This window comes from Vibrio metoecus (assembly GCF_009665255.1).
Lineage (GTDB): Bacteria > Pseudomonadota > Gammaproteobacteria > Enterobacterales > Vibrionaceae > Vibrio > Vibrio metoecus_B.
In genome coordinates, this window is sequence record NZ_CP035687.1 from 764,932 (window position 1) to 784,394 (window position 19,463).

At 48.4% G+C, this 19,463-nt stretch carries 15 protein-coding genes and 1 riboswitch; of the genes, 12 read left to right on the forward strand and 3 right to left on the reverse strand.

Annotated elements, in window-relative coordinates:
* Positions 1-158 precede the first annotated feature (158 nt).
* The gene (locus EPB59_RS16850; protein WP_055050204.1) at positions 159-1,265 is read right to left on the reverse strand and encodes a PEGA domain-containing protein; all 1,107 of its coding nucleotides are present in this window, start codon (positions 1,263-1,265) and stop codon (positions 159-161) included.
* Between the two features lie 380 nt (positions 1,266-1,645).
* Here EPB59_RS16850 and EPB59_RS16855 point away from each other — a divergent pair, with 380 nt between their 5' ends.
* The 11 genes from EPB59_RS16855 to potE all read left to right on the forward strand — a co-directional run bounded on the left by EPB59_RS16855 (position 1,646) and on the right by potE (position 17,623).
* Positions 1,646-2,509, forward strand: a complete 864-nt coding sequence (locus EPB59_RS16855) for an AraC family transcriptional regulator (protein ID WP_154173978.1) — start codon at positions 1,646-1,648, stop codon at positions 2,507-2,509.
* Between the two features lie 338 nt (positions 2,510-2,847).
* Positions 2,848-5,967 carry a bifunctional proline dehydrogenase/L-glutamate gamma-semialdehyde dehydrogenase PutA gene (putA, locus tag EPB59_RS16860; protein WP_154173980.1) on the forward strand — a complete coding sequence of 1,040 codons (3,120 nt, stop codon included), beginning with the start codon at positions 2,848-2,850 and terminating at the stop codon, positions 5,965-5,967.
* Between the two features lie 21 nt (positions 5,968-5,988).
* Positions 5,989-6,687, forward strand: coding sequence for a 1-pyrroline-5-carboxylate dehydrogenase (locus EPB59_RS16865; RefSeq protein ID WP_000233685.1), 699 nt, complete (start codon positions 5,989-5,991; stop codon positions 6,685-6,687).
* A 72-nt stretch (positions 6,688-6,759) separates the two neighbouring features.
* Positions 6,760-8,250, forward strand: a complete 1,491-nt coding sequence (putP, locus tag EPB59_RS16870; RefSeq protein ID WP_154173982.1) for a sodium/proline symporter PutP — start codon at positions 6,760-6,762, stop codon at positions 8,248-8,250.
* A 179-nt stretch (positions 8,251-8,429) separates the two neighbouring features.
* The gene (locus EPB59_RS16875; RefSeq protein WP_055050199.1) at positions 8,430-8,660 is read left to right on the forward strand and encodes a hypothetical protein; all 231 of its coding nucleotides are present in this window, start codon (positions 8,430-8,432) and stop codon (positions 8,658-8,660) included.
* 242 nt (positions 8,661-8,902) lie between these two features.
* Positions 8,903-10,792: a methyl-accepting chemotaxis protein gene (locus EPB59_RS16880; RefSeq protein ID WP_195707132.1), complete on the forward strand. Its 1,890-nt coding sequence runs from the start codon at positions 8,903-8,905 to the stop codon at positions 10,790-10,792.
* A gap of 197 nt (positions 10,793-10,989) precedes the next feature.
* Complete coding sequence (locus EPB59_RS16885) at positions 10,990-11,472, forward strand: Lrp/AsnC family transcriptional regulator (RefSeq protein ID WP_000050915.1); 483 nt, start codon at positions 10,990-10,992, stop codon at positions 11,470-11,472.
* A gap of 174 nt (positions 11,473-11,646) precedes the next feature.
* Positions 11,647-13,089, forward strand: a complete 1,443-nt coding sequence (locus EPB59_RS16890; protein WP_154173986.1) for a coniferyl aldehyde dehydrogenase — start codon at positions 11,647-11,649, stop codon at positions 13,087-13,089.
* Positions 13,090-13,615: 526 nt separating this feature from the next.
* Entirely contained in the window at positions 13,616-13,732 is a 117-nt protein-coding gene (speFL, locus tag EPB59_RS16895; RefSeq protein WP_001893294.1) for a leader peptide SpeFL, read from the forward strand.
* 341 nt (positions 13,733-14,073) lie between these two features.
* The gene (gene speF, locus EPB59_RS16900) at positions 14,074-16,236 is read left to right on the forward strand and encodes an ornithine decarboxylase SpeF (protein ID WP_001086680.1); all 2,163 of its coding nucleotides are present in this window, start codon (positions 14,074-14,076) and stop codon (positions 16,234-16,236) included.
* A gap of 67 nt (positions 16,237-16,303) precedes the next feature.
* A complete protein-coding gene (potE, locus tag EPB59_RS16905; RefSeq protein WP_000045946.1) occupies positions 16,304-17,623 on the forward strand; it encodes a putrescine-ornithine antiporter in 1,320 nt (439 codons plus the stop codon).
* Between the two features lie 5 nt (positions 17,624-17,628).
* Here potE and EPB59_RS16910 read toward each other — a convergent pair whose 3' ends face one another.
* A complete protein-coding gene (locus EPB59_RS16910; protein WP_081017524.1) occupies positions 17,629-17,775 on the reverse strand; it encodes a histidine kinase in 147 nt (48 codons plus the stop codon).
* 53 nt (positions 17,776-17,828) lie between these two features.
* A riboswitch (FMN riboswitch) is annotated at positions 17,829-17,967 on the forward strand.
* 114 nt (positions 17,968-18,081) lie between these two features.
* On the opposite strand from EPB59_RS16910, the gene ribB reads away from it, so the two are divergent.
* The gene (ribB, locus tag EPB59_RS16915) at positions 18,082-18,738 is read left to right on the forward strand and encodes a 3,4-dihydroxy-2-butanone-4-phosphate synthase (protein ID WP_055050197.1); all 657 of its coding nucleotides are present in this window, start codon (positions 18,082-18,084) and stop codon (positions 18,736-18,738) included.
* Between the two features lie 64 nt (positions 18,739-18,802).
* On the opposite strand, the gene trmY is transcribed toward ribB, so the two are convergent.
* Positions 18,803-19,408, reverse strand: a complete 606-nt coding sequence (gene trmY / locus EPB59_RS16920) for a tRNA (pseudouridine(54)-N(1))-methyltransferase TrmY (protein WP_001256106.1) — start codon at positions 19,406-19,408, stop codon at positions 18,803-18,805.
* Positions 19,409-19,463: the final 55 nt, after the last annotated feature.

Genomic DNA, 19,463 nt, shown 5'->3' on the forward strand with positions numbered 1-19,463 from the left:
GTGGTCTACTTCAAGTTAGGAAATTAAGTCTAAGTTATGAGCATTCTAAACGAAAACGCCATTTTGTCAGAAGTCATCTTTCAATAACTTAGTGACAAAATGGCGTTTTATCGACAGGTTTGTGAATTCCGACAAAAAATCGTTGGATTTTTGTGCCGTTAACTGTCCTTATTTGCTCGCAGTTTTACCCATACCGTGTCGTTACCATTGACAGTAATCACACGATTATAGGTTTCATAGCCTTCTTTAGAGACAGTGACTTGGTGACGTCCGGCTGGTAATACTAATTCAACAGGTGTACTACCATAGTTGATGCCATTGATGGTCACTGAGTCATTGTATTGATCAGAACGCACCGTCACGTTAGCCCATTGCTTGTCCTGTTTTTTGGGTGCAGCTTGTTCTGACTCACCTTTTAAACAGTAGCGGGTTTCTACGTTCAGCAGTTTACACGCTGCGACGGCTTCAGGTTTCGCTTGCAGTTGAGCTTGCATCTGCGTGAAGTATTCATTGTTACCTTCGAAACCAGAGCGGATCATCTGACTTTCTTGAACGTGAATGTTAAGTTCAACCCCTTTTAGGTTTTGCTTAGCAATAACGGATTCGGTTAAGTCGTTGATCAGCTTCTCACGAAATGTTTTAACGGCTTTTTGTTTAGTGAGATATTGCCCTTGATTGGCACATTCACCCAACGTCATTGTCGTTGAACAGGTCGTTTTGAAGCTGGTTTCCATCACATCACTTTCACGTAGCTCTGCGGCCAAGCGCTTCACTCGTGCTTCAATTTTGGCTTCTTCCAAATTGGTCAGCTCAGTGTTTAAGCGGGCTTGTTTCTGCTTGAACTGCGACAAGCGCATTTCAATTTCAGTCACGGCTTGCTCATTTTCAAGCTTTTGTGATTGGTTACCTTTCAGCGCATTCCACGCCTCTTGGTAGCGTTTTTGGAAAGTGACTAGGTCAGTGTCAGGATCTTCAAGAAGACGGGTATACTGTTTGTCCAACTCTGACTTAGCTCGATTACGCTTGGCATCTAGCTCTTCGCCTTCACGTATTAATCGGCTCTGCTCATTTTTCAGTTGTTGCAGTTTACCGCTCTCCACCTCGTAGTCGGTGAGAATCGCGTTGATTTCGTTCTGTTTGTTACTCAGTTTCTCATCGATAGTCACGACGGGGTCAACTTGAGTGACCTCCTCTGCGAATACCGATGCAGATACCCATAAAGGGGATAGCGCAAGCAATAGCGCTGGGATGCGACGTTTAATCATAGGTCCCTGCAAACATTTTCGTTTAGCCACAAAAAGTGGGAAAGACAAACTTTTGACAGCTTTGTAGATAGCTGAATTATTAATGCAAATTTTATTCCGCTTAGCCAGAAATCATCACAAATCTGTGCACTAGGTGACTGATTTTTTGAACTTTAGATCTAAGCATTTTCATTTTGAGCAGATTCGAGAAATATGCAAGCTGAGTTTTCCGATCTACTTTAACGTTTTTTAAATTGAGTACACATTGACCGTAATTTATGTGCACTTGATCATTGTTCCGAGATGAGAATTTACCCCAATTGCAGCCTTACTATGTGTGTAATTGGTTATGCTGAGCAGCTAAATGGGATTGATTTCGTTTTGGGCCAATTTGGTATACCATGGCGGCGCAAACACTACCTTGTGAGGTTGAAATGGCTCAGATGCATGTTCCTAATGTAGCCAATCATTCCCAAATAGCCAAAGTTTTGTCGCCTAAGCCGGCAGAGCTGATCACGTTGCCTTCGCACATGGCTTGCCATGATCATAGTTACACGCAAATTGTGATTGGTTTAAGAGGTCAAGCGGAATTTGAAGTGCGTGGCATTGGTAATATCGTTGGCCCGGGGCAAGGGTGTGTAGTGACATCGGGCTCTGATCATGCGTTTGGTGGTGTTGTTGGGCAATCGGATATTCTGGTGCTCAACATGCCGATTCCGAGCGAGGATGATCCGCTACTGCTGCGTAAACTGAATGAACTCGCGGTCGGTGATGTCTATTTTCAACTCGATGGTCAGATCCAACGTTTGATCCAAATGCTGGTGCAGGAGATGCAAGCCAGTCCTGATGATCTTCTGCTCGGTCGAGCTTGTAACGATACGGTCGTTGCGCTTTTGCAGCGCCACATCAGCGCGCTGGCCAGTGCGCATAAAGAATCACGTTTTGATATGGAAGTGGTGGATCGCTATATCGAGCAGCACTTAGCGCACCGTATTTCCGTTGCACAGTTAGCAGGCAGCGTGTTCTTAAGCGAAAGCCAATTCCACGCGCTGTTTAAAGAGCAGATGGGGCTCACGCCGCATCAATATGTGCTGAATAAACGCGTCGATATGGCCAAAAAGTTGATTGAGCAAGGTCGACTCAATTTGGGGCAGATTGCTGAGCTAACCGGTTTTTCCAATCAAAGCACTTTCGCACATACCTTTTCTCGGCTGCATGGCATTTCGCCTTCACACTATAAGCGGCGCTTTTCTTCTTCGCCCTAATGTTGAGTGATCCTTGAATTCCTCGTTTATTGAGTTCGCTTGCTAAGATTCAATCCTCAAACCTTTTCCCTCTTGGTGACCCTAGTGACTACGCATCAGTCTGCTTATTGATGTAGGGTGGCTCACTTTTTGTCGTTGTTGAGTTGCAATAATTGCAAAATAATTGGCGATAAAACTCGCCTGAATTGGTGTGATCTTGTTTTTGTTTTGTTAAAACTCAGAGTTATTGACAAAATACTAGGACTTTTTGACAAGTTTTCTTCTCACGCTCAAAATACACTGCCAGCCATTGCAGGAAACCTGACTCAATCTGTCAGGTATGAGATGAAGGAAACCACATGTTTACAGCAACCGATGTGTTGAACGCAGCGTTTATCGAGCAGCCGCTAGATAAACTATGGTCGCTGATCTCGCCACTGTATATGGTGGACGAATCCCAATGGCTGACCCAATTATTGCCTCTCGCAACGCCAAGTGACGCTGAAAAAGCAGCAATGGCGGAGAAAACCACGCGCTTAATTGAAGCGATCCGCAGCGATAAAAAAGCGGTGCAGATGATTGATGCACTGCTGCTGGAATACAGCTTGGATACCCAAGAAGGTATTTTGCTGATGTGTTTGGCGGAAGCGTTAATGCGTATTCCCGATGCGGAAACGGCCGATGCGTTTATTAAAGACCGCTTGGGTGTTGCCGATTGGAAATCCCACCTGAAGAATTCAGATTCTGTGTTTGTGAACGCTTCAACTTGGGGCTTGATGCTGACCGGTAAAGTGATTGGCCTAGCTGATGGTGAAACCGCAAGCCCAGTACAGGCGGTGAATCGTTTAGTCAATAAGCTGACTGAACCTGTGATCCGCAAAGCCATGCATCAAGCGATGAAGATCATGGGTCATCAATTCGTGCTTGGACGCACCATTGAAGAAGCGCAGAAAAATGGCCGACCCATGCGCGACAAAGGTTATACCTACTCGTTTGACATGTTGGGCGAAGCGGCGCTGACTTCCGCCGATGCACACAAGTATTTCAAAGATTACCTGATGGCGATTGAAGCGGTAGGCCGCGACAAATATGGTCTGGATACCAGCCCTGCGCCGTCGGTGTCGATCAAGCTTTCGGCTTTGCATCCTCGTTACCAAGTGGCGAATGCCGATCGAGTGATGACCGAGCTGTACAGCACTCTGATCCAACTGCTTGAACGCGCAAAAGAGCTGGATGTGGCCATCACGATTGATGCTGAAGAGGCAGATCGTTTAGAGCTGTCACTGCATCTGTTTGAAAAGCTCTATCGCAGCGACACACTGCGTGGTTGGGGCAAGTTTGGTTTGGTGGTTCAAGCCTACTCCAAACGTGCGTTGCCAGTATTGGTATGGCTGACTGCACTCGCAAAAGAGCAGGGCGATTTAATTCCAGTACGTTTAGTGAAAGGTGCGTATTGGGATAGCGAAATCAAGATGTCGCAGCAACGCGGTTTTACTGGCTATCCGGTTTATACGCGCAAAGAAGCGACCGATGTTTCTTATCTCGCTTGTGCTCGTTTCCTACTGAGCGAATCGGTACGCGGCAATCTGTTTCCGCAATTTGCTAGCCATAACGCGCAAACCGTTACCGCGATTGCGGTGATGGCACAACACAAAGATTTTGAATTCCAGCGCCTGCATGGCATGGGGGATGCACTTTATCACCATGCGAAAGCCGCTTATCAGCAGTCAGTACGGATTTATGCTCCCGTGGGCAGCCATAAAGATCTGCTGCCCTATCTGGTGCGTCGATTACTGGAAAATGGTGCAAACAGCTCATTTGTCCATCGCTTGGTGGACTCGCGCTGTCCTGTGGGTGCGTTGACTCAGCATCCAGTCGATATGCTGCTTGCGTTTGAAACCTTAAATAACCGTAAGATCCCACTGCCAACGGAGATTTTTACCGAGCGCAAAAACTCATTGGGGATCAACATTGATATTGAGAGTGAAGCGAAGCTGTTTGAAGCTAAGATCCACGCTTGGTTAGATAAGAAGTGGCAAGCGGCACCGATCATTGGCGGACACTCTTATTACGAAAGCATGATCAAGACTGATCACAGTGCAGAGCCCGTCACTGCGCCTTACGATCGACGTATTCAAGTCGGTCAGGTGTTTCACGCTAACCTTGATCATGTTTCCGCTGCGATCGAATCCGCTCAACAAGCTTTTGCAACTTGGAATGCGCTCGATGCCAGTGAGCGTGCGAGTAAATTGGATGCGCTGGCGGATCTGCTTGAACTGCATATGCCTGAGTTGGTGGCCTTGTGTCACCAAGAAGCGGGCAAAACCATTCATGACAGCATTGATGAAGTACGTGAAGCGGTCGATTTTTGCCGTTACTACGCCAAACAAGTCGATGTGCTGGGTGAGTTCAGTGTCGAAAGCTTTGATGGATCAACACGTCGTGTCAGCCGCCAAGGTCGCGGAGTGTTTGTGTGTATTAGTCCGTGGAACTTCCCGCTGGCGATTTTCCTTGGCCAAATCAGTGCCGCCTTGGTGGCCGGAAATACCGTGATTGCCAAACCTGCCGAGCAAACCAGTTTGATCGCGTATCGCGCGGTTGAGCTGATGCAAGAAGCGGGTTTCCCTGCTGGAACCATCCAACTTTTGCCGGGACGCGGTGCAGATATCGGCAGCGCACTCACTTCTCATCCGGCCATCGCGGGTGTGGCGTTTACTGGCTCGACCGCCACGGCGCAGCGCATTAACCAAACGTTAGCGCAACGTGAAGCGGCTCCGGTGCCATTTATTGCAGAAACTGGCGGTCAAAACGCCATGATTGTGGACAGCACAGCGTTGCCAGAGCAAGTGGTGCGTGATGTTCTGCGTTCAGCTTTCGCCTCTGCTGGCCAACGCTGTTCAGCACTTCGTGTGCTGTTTGTGCAGCAAGATATTGCCGATCGCGTGATCACTTTAATTCAGGGCGCGATGCAAGAGCTGAAAGTGGGTGTGCCACATCTGCATCAAACCGATGTAGGGCCAGTGATTGATGAGAAAGCCAAACAGAAATTGTTGGCGCACATTGAACACATGAGCCAAACCCAGAAGAAAATCGCTCAGCTTACTTTGGGTGAAGTTTGCCAACATGGCGACTTTGTTGCGCCAACCGCCTTTGAAATTGATGACATTGCCGCGCTGAGTGAAGAGCAGTTTGGCCCGATCTTGCACATTGTTCGGTTTAAAGCGCGCGAACTGGCGCAGATCGTCGACAAAATCAACCAAACTGGTTTTGGTTTAACCATGGGCATTCATAGCCGTAACGAAACCACGTATCGCTGGATTGAAAAGCATGCTCGGGTGGGCAACTGCTACATCAACCGCGATCAAGTCGGGGCTGTGGTGGGTGTACAACCGTTTGGCGGACAAGGCTTGTCTGGTACCGGACCGAAAGCGGGCGGGCCTCACTATCTTTACCGCTTTACTCAAGTGCAATACCAATAACCCACAGCAAGGAGACGTATCATGGTGCATCAAGTAACCCGTTTTTCAGACGCCTTTTCTGCTTGGGAAAATTGGAATCTGACCGACTTTGACTCGAAATGTGAGTGTTTACTCGCGTTGAAATCTTTATTGGAAAACAGCATGCCCGGTGTGGCAAAAGTGATTTCCTACCATCTTCAACAGGCATCGACGTTGTTGGCGCATACGCACCAACTGATTGGGCCTACCGGAGAAACCAATGAGCTTTATACCGCAGGGCGTGGTGTTGCCCTGATCATCCAAGAGGATAACGGTATTCAAGCCAAACAAGCCGTAGTGGCTCAACTGACTGCTGCACTCGTAGCGGGGAACAGTGTCGTTTTTTGCAGTGACGATAAAGAGTTGAGTTCTGCGTTAGTGGCTGCTTACCAGCAGTCATCCCTTCCGGCGAATCTGTTGCAGTTTGCTTCTTTCGATGCGTATCACCAACTGATCGAATCAGATGTGAGATGCGTTGGATATGTCGGAACCCCGTCGGTTGAGGCCACGATCAACCGTCAGCTCGCGAAACGTACAGGCGCGATTGTCAGTCTCGTTTCAGAAACGGATCTGCTTACCTTGCCGGTGGCACATGATCCACATTTATCACTGCGCTTTATTACCGAGCGCACACGCACAATAAATATAACAGCAGTGGGTGGAAACGCGACGCTCTTGGAGCTAGGTGTGGATACTCATTAGTCCTTTCTGCGTTTGCCCCCTTTGGATAAGAGGGGGCATGAAAGGCGATCTTGAAAAAGAGGACAAAACACAATGGAAAATAGCTTCGCTATTACAACCACCTTTATCGTCTACCTCATTTTGATGTTGGCGATTGGGGTTTACGCTTATCAGCGAACGAAAAACTCAGCTGACTACTTTCTGGGTGGCCGTTCATTAGGGCCATGGCCTGCAGCACTCTCTGCTGGCGCATCCGACATGAGTGGCTGGTTACTGCTCGGTCTGCCGGGTTACGCGTATGCCGCCGGTATTGAATCATTCTGGTTGGCTGGCGGCTTGCTCGTCGGTACTTGGGCTAACTGGTTAGTGAACGCTAAGCGTCTGCGTACTTACAGTATCACCACGGATTCTCTGACTTTACCTGAGTTTTTGTCACGCCGTTTTAACGACAACTCAAAACTGATCCAAACCATTTCTGCGTTTTTCATTCTGCTGTTCTTCCTTTTCTATACCAGTTCGGGTTTGGTTGCCGGCGGCAAACTGTTTGAAACCGTATTCGGCTTGGATTACTCCACTGCGGTGATTGTGGGTACGGTTTGTGTGGTGTCGTACACCTTGTTTGGTGGCTTCTTAGCGGTATCTTGGACTGACTTGGTGCAAGGCTTGCTGATGGCAGCGGCGCTGATGATTGTGCCGATTGCTGCGATGGAAGGGGGCTTTACTCAGCTTGATCACGATTTGGCGGCGATTAACCCAGAGTTACTGACTTTGTGGAATGACGCAAAAGGTGAACCTCTGTCCGCGATTGCGATTATCTCGCTAGTGGCTTGGGGTTTGGGCTATTTTGGCCAGCCGCACATTCTGGCGCGTTTCAAAGCCTCACGTTCCAATAAAGATCTGACCACGGCGCGCCGTATTGCCGTGATATGGACTGGCATTTCAATGGCGGGTGCGATTCTGGTGGGGTTAACCGGCCTGATTTTTGTCACGCAATCGGGCACGATTGGTCTGGATGATGGCGAAAAAATCTTCATGCTATTAGTGAACTCGCTGTTCCACCCAGTCATCGCTGGTATTTTGCTGGCCGCAATTTTGGCAGCAATCATGAGTACGGCCGATTCACAGCTGCTGGTGTCTTCATCGGCGCTCGCGGAAGATTTCTACAAGCAAGTGTTCAAAACCGATGCCAGCTCAGAAGAGATTGTCCGCGTTGGCCGTGCCGCAGTTGTGATCATCTCTTTGATTGCGCTGTTCTTAGCCATGACACCGGATAGCTCAGTGCTTGGTTTGGTGTCCTACGCTTGGGCGGGTTTTGGTGCAGCATTTGGTCCTGCGCTGGTATTGAGCCTGTACTGGTCACGTATGAATCGTAATGGTGCCTTGGCAGGTATCATTGTCGGTGGTGTGACTATCGTGGTTTGGAAGCAGCTTTCAGGCGGTTGGTTTGATGTATATGAAATCGTACCGGGAATTATTCTTTCAACCCTGTCGATTGTTGTCATCAGTCTGCTCACTGGTGAGCCAGATGAAAAAGTCAAAGCACAACACCTTACGTTCAAAAAGCATCTGATCGAGCTCGAATAAGACGATCTATGATTGAATAAGCCTCGCATTGCGAGGCTTTCTTTTGGCTTAACCTTGTTATTATTGAGTGATTCTTTAATACTGGTCACGAAATTTGCACAAGAAATTATGTTTCTAAAGTTTATCGCTGCAAAATAGATCAATTCTCAATAGTGATAAATCGACAGGAGTGCACCGTGATGCCAAAGGCTTATTGTCGTGGTTGTGGTAGACAAACCGCACATAAAGTAGTGATGAAACGTGTGCAGACACAACCTGAAGGCTGGCAAGGTTTCCAACAATTTCTCACTATGTTGATGCAAGGACAGCATTATTATCAGATGGAGCAGCAATACTTTTGCCGAGTCTGCAACCTGCAAAATGAACGCGTTAAACAGCACGATATCTTAGCTGAGGTCAGAGCTTCTTAAGCTCACAAGTTTCTTTCTAATCAAACGCCACTTTCCACCCTTATTGCGTGTGGTGAGCTGTGCATTCTCAAGCGCCTTTCTGGCCGCTATCTTCGGTTGCACCATTATGGACAGAAGCTCACACTTTAGTCATTCGTTGTTATCACTCATTACGATTGTGGGAGTTTTCGCAAGGTAATTCCTCGTCATTTCGCTAACTTGCTCCCATATCAGTGCAATTTGATATGAATGGAGTATTGTTCATGAGATTGAGTTTAAAGAGAAAAATGGTTTTCTCTGTGGTGGTGGCGATTGCCGTGACGGCGGCGGCGTTAGTCGCCGCAGGGTATCAGACCTTTAAAAAAGACAGTTGGCGAGCGATTGAAAGTGAAAGTCGCAATACTTTGCAAGCCCATGCAAAAGGGATTGGTGACTGGTTTTTGGGCAAGCAACTCGCGCTTAAAGGGCTACGTGAAGAGATTGAACGTAACCCTCAATTAGAATTAGTGCCACATTTAAGACAAACCCTAGAATCAGGCTCATTTGGATTGAGTTATTACGGCAATGAACAGGGGGAAATGTTCCGCCAAGATCCGTCACTCAATTCCGCAGATTATGATCCACGTGTCCGAGGTTGGTACAAAGAAGCGAAAGCGGCGGGCAAGCCGATTACGACCGAACCTTACGTGAGTGTCACCATGCAAACTTTAGTGGTGACGTTGGCAGAACCGGTACGTTATCAAGGTCAATTAATGGGTGTCGCTGCGTCTAATCTGGCTTTAGATAAACTCATCAAAGACGTATTGGCGATTGCGGTACCGGGAGAAGGGTACGCCATATTGGTTAACCAGAAAGGCACCATTGTGGCTCATCCAACTCAAGATCTGATCTTAAAATCTACGGAAGAGATGTCGGCTCAACTGACTATTTCTAAGCTCAATATCGCTGCCAAAGACCATACACCCTTTCAACTGAACATGGACGGGCGAGATAAGGTCTTGATGGCTGAGGAAGTGGCGAATACCGATTGGTTACTGGTCATGGTGATGGATAAAGGGGTTCTGGAGCAGCCACTGAATGACATGTTGATGGTGCAGATCGGGATTGGACTGGGTATCTTGCTTGTGATGGCACTGCTTACGTCTTGGTTTGTGGCTCGTCAGCTTAATGAGCTCGGTAATATCGCTAATGCTCTGGCAGATATCGCCGAAGGGGATGGCGATTTGACTCGTCGTTTGGATGTTCGTAGCCAAGATGAAGTCGGTTTGCTGGCGGATAAGTTCAACAAGTTCGTCGATCGCTTGCATCAAATGGTAAAAAATGTGCGTGAAGTGTCGGTGGCGCTGACTCAAGGGGCTGACCACGCGGCCGCCTCGGCGACTCAAGCCAGCAAACGCATTCGCACCCAGCAAGATGAAATCACTATGGTCGCGACAGCGGTGACGGAAATGGCGTCGGCGACAGCTGAGATCGCCAGCAATGCCGAAAATACGGCGAAGAACGCCACTCAATCGGTGCAATTGGGCGAAGATGGCTTTGCGCAAATGCAACAAAGTAAACAGTCGATTGACCAGCTTGCCCAAGAGTTAACTGGCGCGGTGCGCATCATCAGCGAGCTTGAAGTGCATGCCAATGAAATTTCCACCATCTTGTCGACCATTCGTGGTATTGCCGAACAGACCAACTTGCTTGCACTGAATGCGGCGATTGAAGCGGCGCGTGCCGGTGAGCAAGGGCGTGGTTTTGCGGTTGTCGCGGATGAGGTCCGTGTGCTGTCGCAGCGCACCCACGCATCGACGGAAGAGATCCAGACTAAGATTGCTGGTTTGCAGAAAGTCACTACCACCGCGGTATCGGTGATGACCGAAAGCCATAAGTTGGTGGAAACCAGTGTCGCGGATGTCAACCAAACCGGAGCAAGCTTGCAAGCGATCAGTGAAGCGATTCAGCAGATCAGCGATATGGCGACGCAAATCGCTTCAGCGGCGGAAGAGCAATCGTTAGTGACGGCGGATATCAATGTGAATACTGAATCCGTGCGTGAAGTGAGCGACCAGTTAGCCGAAGAAGCTCAGCAATCCGTGCAGCAGGCGAAATCACTGCATGCGATGGCACAAGAGCTGAACAAGGAGATTTCACGCTTTAAGCTATAAGCTACAGCGGTGCAAAATCGCGTGATTTGGTTAAAACTGGGCGGACACGTAAGCCGCTTCAGTCGCAAGGAGAAAACCAAGGGCATCGTAAGATGCCCTTTTGCGTGAGGTACATCACGCCTTGCCGCACACTATTTCTGCCGATTGGGGGTTATCAGTATTGTATTCGGGTCTAAACAGTCAAAGGATGTTGCTGTATGAGTCTGGATCGAGTTGACCGCGATATTTTGCGGATCTTACATGCCAAAGGTCGTTTACCGGTCGTTGAGCTGGCCAAGTTGGTGAATCTCACTACATCGCCCTGTTCAGAACGGGTAAAGCGTTTAGAAAAAGAGGGATACATTCGCGGTTACCACGCGGATCTCGATCCGGGAAAGTTAGGCTTGGATGTGCAGGTCTTTATCCATATTCGGCTTGATCAAAGCAGCTTCTCAATTTTTGAACGTTTTGCTCATGCTGTTGCGGATATCCCAGAAATCGAAGCCTGTTACTCGCTCTCTGGTGATTTTGACACCATGATTAAAGTACGCGTCAAAGACATGAAAGCGTATCAAGCCTTTATGTCGGGCAAGCTGGGCTCTTTACCCGGCGTGATTCAAACCCGTAGTGAGTTTGTGATTGAAGAGCACAAAACCAGTTTTGGTATCAACCCTGAGCTGATTTACAGCTTGCCAAGTTAAGATACTCTACGCCCGAGGGGGGCTTATCCCCTTCCTACTTGAAGCTACAGCGGCGTTGGCTACGTTTGTTCACCTCAATCACATAGTGTATCTATGCTCATGGGGATGAACTCACTTTCATCCTACCTGCAACTCCAAGTCGTTTGGGTATATTTTATTTCTGCGGAGTTTACTATGGTTCAACTCTCTGTGGTGTCTCGTGCTGAGTCACCAGAAATCTCGTCAGCAATCGAAGCTTTGCAGGCTGAATTTACGCGCCTAAAAAGGCAGTATGCCAATACGCCTTATCCGAGTTTGACCCACCGTTTGCAACGTTTAACCCAGCTCAAACAGGCTTTATTGCGTGAAATCGAAGCCCTGATTGCCGCAGTCAATCAAGATTATGGTTTCCGTAGTCGTTTTGATAGCGGCCTGTGCGATTTACTGCCAACGTTAAATCATCTCAATTACACGGCTAAGCAACTGAAAAAGTGGATGAAGCCGCAGCGGCGACATGCAGGATGGATGTTGTTACCTTCGCGTGTTGAAGTGCAATTTCAGCCCTTGGGTGTGGTGGGGGTAATGGTGCCTTGGAATTTTCCTATTTTGCTTAGCCTTGCACCATTGATCACCGCTGTTGCTGCGGGAAATCAGGTGATGGTGAAATTGAGTGAGTACACACCTGCCACCAATCAGGTGCTAGCGCGTGTGATTGCCGCGTTAGGCGATATCGCGGTTTGCGTGCAAGGTGATGCGAAGGTTGCTGCGGCTTTTAGTGCCTTGCGATTTGATCATCTGCTGTTTACAGGCTCAACCGCCGTAGGCAAGTTAGTGGCGCAAGCGGCCGCGAAAAATTTAACACCTGTGACGTTAGAGTTAGGGGGCAAATCTCCAGTGATCATCGCTGACGATGCGGATCTCGCGCGCAGTGTAGATAGCATCATGCTGGGTAAAACCACCAATGCTGGGCAGATCTGTGTCGCACCGGATTACGTCATGCTGCCGCAAGCGAAAGTCGCGACCTTCGTTGAGCTTTATTTGCAGCGTTTTGCGCGCCGTTTTATCCGTCATGGTCGTATGGATGTGACACAAATCATTAACCAAGCGCAGTTTGACCGATTACAGCACTGTTTGGACGATGCACAGCAAAAAGGTGCCAAACTCAATACTGTAGTGGGCAAAACAGTAGAACTCGAAGCAAGGCAGATGCTGCCGCATCTGTTAACCGAAGTCAGTGATGACATGCTGGTGATGCAGCAAGAGATCTTTGGCCCGATCCTGCCGGTGATCGGTTATCGCAATATTGAAGAAGCGATTGAGCGAGTCAATCAAGGCCCACGGCCATTGGCGCTGTACGTGATGACCAAAGAGAGCCATCTGGCTAATCATATTTTGCAGCGTACCCACAGTGGTGGTGCGTGTGTGAACGATACCTTAATGCATGTTGCGGCGGATGATGCGCCATTTGGTGGCATTGGTGAATCAGGGCAGGGGCATTACCACGGAATCGAAGGCTTTAAGACTTTTTCGCATAGTAAGACGGTGCTGCGTTCAGCCGCGTGGTTGCCACGTAATGGCTGGCTGCTGACTTATCGTAAATCGATGTTACGCGTCCTCACTCGATTTTTTGGGCGCTAATCTTTCTGATATCGCTCACTATATCAAGCCAGCCAGCGTCTGGCTTGACGCTATCTATTTCCTACTTGAAGCAGCAGCGGTGTTGGCTACGCTTGTGCATTCCAATCATAAGCCTGCGTATGTTGATGGGGATGAACTCACTTGCCGCCTATCTGCAACTCCAAGTCGTTTGGGTATAGCAGGATCTCACGTCAAATTGAAAAACAGCAGTGTTATTGAATGTAATTAAATATGTGGCATTTGTTGTTAATGTTGCATTTTATCCTGTTGGATTACGAGTGTTTAATAGTGCGTTATTCTGTTTATTTTATTCTCCATTGTATTATTTGCTTATAATTTTGCTCAAGTCCTAGGATATATATGGTAATACCTATTCTTGTTGGTAAATAAATCTAAAATATATATCTATGCGTATTAAGGTGTGATGATGGTCAAATTTTAATTTCTCCTTGGGGTATAGAATGCGCCTGCTTTCTAAGCAAAACGACGTAAACTGGTTTCTTGATTATTTGTAACGGAGTTGTATATGAAAAAGAAATCAAAAATCATGGCACACATTCGCAGGACTCGGCACATCATGATGCCGTCTCACCGTGACTACTTTGACTACTCTTTCTTTACCCAATCGACATCTCATCTGTAACGAGAGCTTTAGGCTGCTTGTCAGCTAAAGGTTCGTCCTATACCTGCTTTCCTCATGTTGAGGTATTAAGGCATATTCATTGATTTTTTACGCCCTTTGGCGTGATGTGAAATCATGTTGGTTTTGCCTGCTCCTACCGTAACTGAGTGAATCTCTAGGTATGCCCAAGAAAAAACATCATTATTAAGCAAAAGAATATTCACTGGTTCTTAGGCTGGGGCTCTCCATTATTTCTATCTCAGCCTTTGTGACTGCAATATTTATTTTGCTGAGCGATTTCCTGCACGCTAAAAATAATTTGGCTTGGAATTCGTTTATTAAAAAAATAAGAAAGGCTAAATATGAATTCATTAAAAATTGCTACGAGTTTATCGGTTCGCTCTTGCTTCACAACCCAACGTGAAGTGGTGGATGTACTGAAAACCGACTTCTGTGACATCGGTGCGGCGGTGGTTTCCGTCGAAGACGTACAAAATGGCATCATAGATAAAATGAATGCGACCGGTTTGAAACTACCGATCTTTGTTGCTGTATGCTGCGAAGACCAATTCCCAGATGATTTTTGCGCTGATATCACCGGGGTATTTGAGCTGTGTGATGCCAAAGTCGAGTTCTACGGTAAGCAAGTGGAAACTGCCGTACGTCGTTATCAAGAAAGCCTGTTGCCACCTTTCTTTGGCACATTGAAAAAATACGTGGACATGGGTAACTCGACCTTTGCTTGCCCTGGTCATCAAGGCGGTCAGTTCTTCCGTAAGCATCCAGTTGGTCGCCAGTTCTTTGATTTCTTTGGTGAAACCTTGTTCCGCTCGGATATGTGTAATGCAGACGTACGTTTGGGTGACTTGCTGATCCATGAAGGCGCCCCACATGATGCGCAGGCTTACGCCGCGAAAGTGTACAACGCGGATAAAACCTACTTTGTACTCAACGGCACATCGGCCTCCAACAAAGTGGTGTGTAATGCGCTGCTGACACCGGGAGATCTGGTGCTGTTTGACCGCAACAACCATAAATCCAACCACCACGGTGCGTTAATTCAAGCGGGCGCGACGCCAGTTTACTTAGAAACGGCGCGTAACCCATTTGGTTTTATCGGCGGGATTGATGCGCACTGCTTTAACGAATCTTACCTGCGTGATGCCGTACGTAATGTCGACCCAAGCCGTGCGGAAGCGAAACGCCCATTCCGTCTTGCGATTATTCAGCTCGGTACTTACGACGGCACGATTTACAACGCGCGTCAGGTGGTGGATCGCATCGGTCATCTGTGTGACTACATCCTGTTTGACTCAGCATGGGTAGGCTATGAACAGTTCATCCCCATGATGAAAGATTGCTCACCACTTCTTCTCGATCTGAAGCCTGAAGATCCGGGCATCATCGTGACTCAGTCCGTGCATAAACAGCAGGCGGGTTTCTCACAAACTTCGCAAATCCACAAGAAAGATCACCATATCAAAGGCCAAGAGCGTTACTGCAACCATAAACGCTTTAACAACGCCTTTATGCTGCACGCTTCAACCAGCCCATTCTACCCGCTATTTGCGGCGCTCGATGTGAACGCCAAGATGCACGAAGGGGACAGTGGCCGCTACCTATGGCGTGAAGCGGTAAAAACCGGTATCGAAGCCCGTAAGCTTCTAATGAAAAAATGCAAATACATCAAGCCGTTCATTCCACCAATGATCGAAGGTAAACCTTGGCAGTCTCACCCTACCGAGCAAATAGCCGATGATTTGCGTTTCTTTGAATTTGAACCGGGTCAGAAATGGCATGCGTTTGAAGGTTACGAACATGGTCAGTATTTCGTTGACCCTTGTAAGTTCCTGCTCACCACACCGGGGATTGACCCAGAAACCGGCGAATACGAGCACTTTGGTATTCCGGCCACCATACTGGCCAACTTCCTGCGTGAGAACAACATCATCCCAGAGAAGTGCGATTTGAACTCGATCCTCTTCCTGCTCACCCCTGCCGAAGATATGGCGAAGATGCAGCATTTAGTAGCGCAAATTGCTCGTTTTGAACGCTTGATTGAAGAAGATGCACCACTGAGCGAAGTATTGCCGAACGTGTACCGCGCGAATCGCGAACGCTACAAAGGCTACACCATCCGTCAGTTGTGTCAGGAAATGCACGATCTGTATGTCAGCCATGATGTGAAACAGCTGCAAAAAGAGATGTTCCGCGCGCGTTATTTCCCACGTGCGGTAATGAACCCACAAGAAGCGAACTTGGCCTTTGTACGTGGTCAGGTTGAGCTAGTCCCACTGCGTGAAGTGGAAGGCCATATCGCCGCTGAAGGCGCACTGCCTTACCCTCCAGGTGTGTTGTGTGTGGTTCCGGGAGAAATATGGGGCGGTTCAGTACAGCGTTACTTCCTCGCTCTAGAAGAAGGGATCAACTTGCTGCCGGGTTTTGCGCCTGAATTGCAAGGGGTGTATCTGGAGCCGACAGGCGAGGGACGAGTGCAAGCCATGGGCTATGTACTGAAACGTTAATCGGGGCATCGGGGCAGATGTTTCTGCCCCGATGACAACACGAAAAGACCCATAGAAGGGGAATATCATGAGTAAATCCAATAACAAAATTGGTGTAGTGCAACTCACCATTCTGACTATCGTTAACATGATGGGATCGGGCATCATTATGCTCCCGACTCAGCTTGCCCAAGTCGGCACCATTTCTATCTTATCTTGGTTAGTCACTGCTGCAGGTTCAACTGCCTTGGCGTTTGCCTTTGCAAAATGCGGTATGTTCAGTAAAAAATCCGGCGGTATGGGCGGTTACGCCGAATACGCGTTTGGCCGCAGCGGCAACTTTATGGCCAACTATACCTACGCGGTTTCCTTGTTGATTGCCAACGTGGCGATTGCCATTTCCGCGGTTGGCTATGCTGATGTGCTGTTTGGTTTTCATCTCACTCCGATTGAAACCTGTATCGCGACTATTTTGGTATTGTGGGTCGCCACCGTGGCCAACTTTGGTGGTGCGCGCATTACTGGTCAAGTCTCCAGTGTTACCGTTTGGGGCATCATTATTCCGGTGATTGGGGTATCCATCATCGGTTGGTACTGGTTTGATTTTGACTTGTATCGCTCGGCATGGAACCCACATGGTTTGCCATTCTTCCAAGCGCTCGGCGGCTCAATTGCAATGACGCTCTGGGCATTCTTGGGATTGGAATCGGCTTGTGCTAATGCTGATGCGGTGGAAAACCCAGAGAAAAACGTACCGATTGCGGTCATGGGCGGCACCTTGGGGGCTGCGGTGATTTACATCATCTCAACCAACGTGATTGCTGGGATTGTGCCAAACGCAGATCTGGCTAACTCGAACGCACCGTTTGGTCTGGCTTTTGCGCAGATGTTTAACCCAACCATGGGCGCGATTGTCATGGCGTGTGCGATTGTGTCTTGTACCGGTTCACTGCTTGGCTGGCAATTTACTATTGCGCAAGTGTTTAAAGCCTCGGCCGATGAAGGTTTCTTCCCTAAATTGTTCTCTAAAGTGACCAAAGCCGATGCCCCTGTGCTAGGTATGCTGACCATCGTCTCGATTCAAAGCGTACTGAGTTTGATGACCATCAGTCCCTCACTCAATAAGCAGTTTGAGGCGTTAGTGAATTTGGCGGTCGTGACCAACATCATTCCGTACATCCTCTCTATGGCTGCGCTGGGCGTGATGCAAAAGCAGCTCAATGTACCGGTGAGCCAAGCGAAAGTCGCCAACGTGATGGCCTTTATTGGTGCAATGTATAGCTTCTACGCGCTGTACAGTTCCGGTGAAACCGCGGTCATGCTCGGCTCGATTGCGACTTTCTTTGGTTGGGTGCTGTACGGTGCGATTTCTCGCTCACAGCAAAATACCCCGTTGAAACACGCCTGATCGGGTTAACGCTTAAGGTATAAGATCAACAGCGCAGCGAGTCTGCGCTGTTTTTCTATCCGCGCTGTTTTTTCTCTGATGTTCTTTTTCATCGACTTTTCTTGCTCAAAAGCGGTGATATTCAAAACAAGTTTATCCGTAACTCTTTTCACCGCCCGTTGAACTGACTACACTAAGCGGCGTTTCAGAATCGTCTGAAGCACAACAATATTCTCAGGGCGGGGCGAAATTCCCCACCGGTGGTATGCCGCAAGGCGAGCCCACGAGCGCTCGATTCGTCGAGGTCAGCAGATCTGGTGAGAAGCCAGAGCCGACGGTTACAGTCCGGATGAGAGAGAATGACAAACACACTGAATCCTAAGGTGCGGCGTTGCTACATCTTTCGGTTTTCAGTGCTTTTCGTTTTGGATTTTGATCCCTCATAAGCCCTGATTCTGGTCATTTTTTGGAGTATTACCATGAATCAGTCCTCATTACTTGCCGAATTCGGCGACCCCATTACTCGTGTAGAAAACGCACTGCAAGCCTTACGTGAAGGGCGTGGTGTGCTGCTGCTCGATGATGAAGATCGCGAAAATGAAGGCGATATTATCTACGCGGTAGAATCTCTTACTACGGCGCAAATGGCGCTCATGATCCGTGAATGCAGCGGCATCGTCTGTTTGTGCCTAACGGAAACACAAGCCGATCGCTTAGCCCTACCGCCTATGGTGGTCAATAACAACAGTGCTAACCAAACGGCGTTTACGGTATCCATTGAAGCCAAACACGGCGTAACCACGGGGGTTTCCGCGCAAGATCGCGTGACTACCATCAAAACCGCAGCCAACCCAGAAGCAAAGCCAGAAGATTTGGCGCGTCCCGGCCATGTATTCCCGCTACGTGCTCGTGCGGGTGGAGTACTGACGCGCCGTGGCCATACCGAAGGTACGGTTGATTTGATGCAGATGGCAGGTTTGCAGCCAGCGGGGGTGCTGTGCGAACTGACCAACCCAGATGGCAGCATGGCAAAAACGCCAGAAATCATCGAGTTCGGCAAACTGCACAATATGCCCGTGTTGACCATTGAAGATATGGTGCAATACCGCATTCAGTTTGATCTGAAACTGGCTTAAGCGAAGAAAAAACAGCCCTGACGAACAGATTTATCAGGGCTGTTTTTATTGATGACGGGAGGGATTACCAACCCGCTTCTTGGTGATCAATCTCGTTATGGATGAGGGTGACACACTGTGAAGCAAACAGCATTTTTGGCCCAAGGCTGATTTTTTCTACCCCAAGACGTTTCATCGAGTTACCACTCTTTTTCGGCATCGGGATATGATCGGTCAAAATAAAACACGGGTTCGGGCCAATCTTAATATCACGAATGGAATCGCCTTTTTTATCCATCATGTACAGCGAATGATGCTCTGCCAACTCACCGAGTAGCGCTTCAAAACTGATAGTGCGCACGGTCAATCCCGGCTGAACCACACGAGTTTGTTCTTTGCCCATGCCGACAGATGCATCCAGCGCTTTCACCAACAGGGCAATCAACGCCGCTTCATGGAATCCGCCCACATCACTGATTTCATTCGCTTCGACGGTGATGGTGCGTGAATAATCGCGCGTGCTTTCCAATACCAGATGAATCACCACATCTTCACGATGCGACTGCGCGGTAAACAGGCTATTCATCATGCAGTGTGCCAAAATTTCGGTATGGCATTTGCCACCAATTTCGTCCAGTAGGCGTTGGCTATCGGTCGGTGCGGAGCGAGCTCGAAGGATAAAACTGCGCATGGTATTTCTCATTCGTTGTCATTCAAAGTGCGGTATTGTCGCTAAGCGCGCCGAA

What these genes read in the sequence shown, in the direction of transcription:
- EPB59_RS16850 (WP_055050204.1), bottom strand. Translation starts at nt 1,265, where the DNA reads ATGATTAAACGTCGCATCCCAGCGCTATTGCTTGCGCTATCCCCTTTA.
- EPB59_RS16855 (WP_154173978.1), top strand. Translation starts at nt 1,646, where the DNA reads ATGGCGGCGCAAACACTACCTTGTGAGGTTGAAATGGCTCAGATGCAT.
- putA (WP_154173980.1), top strand. Translation starts at nt 2,848, where the DNA reads ATGTTTACAGCAACCGATGTGTTGAACGCAGCGTTTATCGAGCAGCCG.
- EPB59_RS16865 (WP_000233685.1), top strand. Translation starts at nt 5,989, where the DNA reads ATGGTGCATCAAGTAACCCGTTTTTCAGACGCCTTTTCTGCTTGGGAA.
- putP (WP_154173982.1), top strand. Translation starts at nt 6,760, where the DNA reads ATGGAAAATAGCTTCGCTATTACAACCACCTTTATCGTCTACCTCATT.
- EPB59_RS16875 (WP_055050199.1), top strand. Translation starts at nt 8,430, where the DNA reads ATGCCAAAGGCTTATTGTCGTGGTTGTGGTAGACAAACCGCACATAAA.
- EPB59_RS16880 (WP_195707132.1), top strand. Translation starts at nt 8,903, where the DNA reads ATGAGATTGAGTTTAAAGAGAAAAATGGTTTTCTCTGTGGTGGTGGCG.
- EPB59_RS16885 (WP_000050915.1), top strand. Translation starts at nt 10,990, where the DNA reads ATGAGTCTGGATCGAGTTGACCGCGATATTTTGCGGATCTTACATGCC.
- EPB59_RS16890 (WP_154173986.1), top strand. Translation starts at nt 11,647, where the DNA reads ATGGTTCAACTCTCTGTGGTGTCTCGTGCTGAGTCACCAGAAATCTCG.
- speFL (WP_001893294.1), top strand. Translation starts at nt 13,616, where the DNA reads ATGAAAAAGAAATCAAAAATCATGGCACACATTCGCAGGACTCGGCAC.
- speF (WP_001086680.1), top strand. Translation starts at nt 14,074, where the DNA reads ATGAATTCATTAAAAATTGCTACGAGTTTATCGGTTCGCTCTTGCTTC.
- potE (WP_000045946.1), top strand. Translation starts at nt 16,304, where the DNA reads ATGAGTAAATCCAATAACAAAATTGGTGTAGTGCAACTCACCATTCTG.
- ribB (WP_055050197.1), top strand. Translation starts at nt 18,082, where the DNA reads ATGAATCAGTCCTCATTACTTGCCGAATTCGGCGACCCCATTACTCGT.
- trmY (WP_001256106.1), bottom strand. Translation starts at nt 19,408, where the DNA reads ATGCGCAGTTTTATCCTTCGAGCTCGCTCCGCACCGACCGATAGCCAA.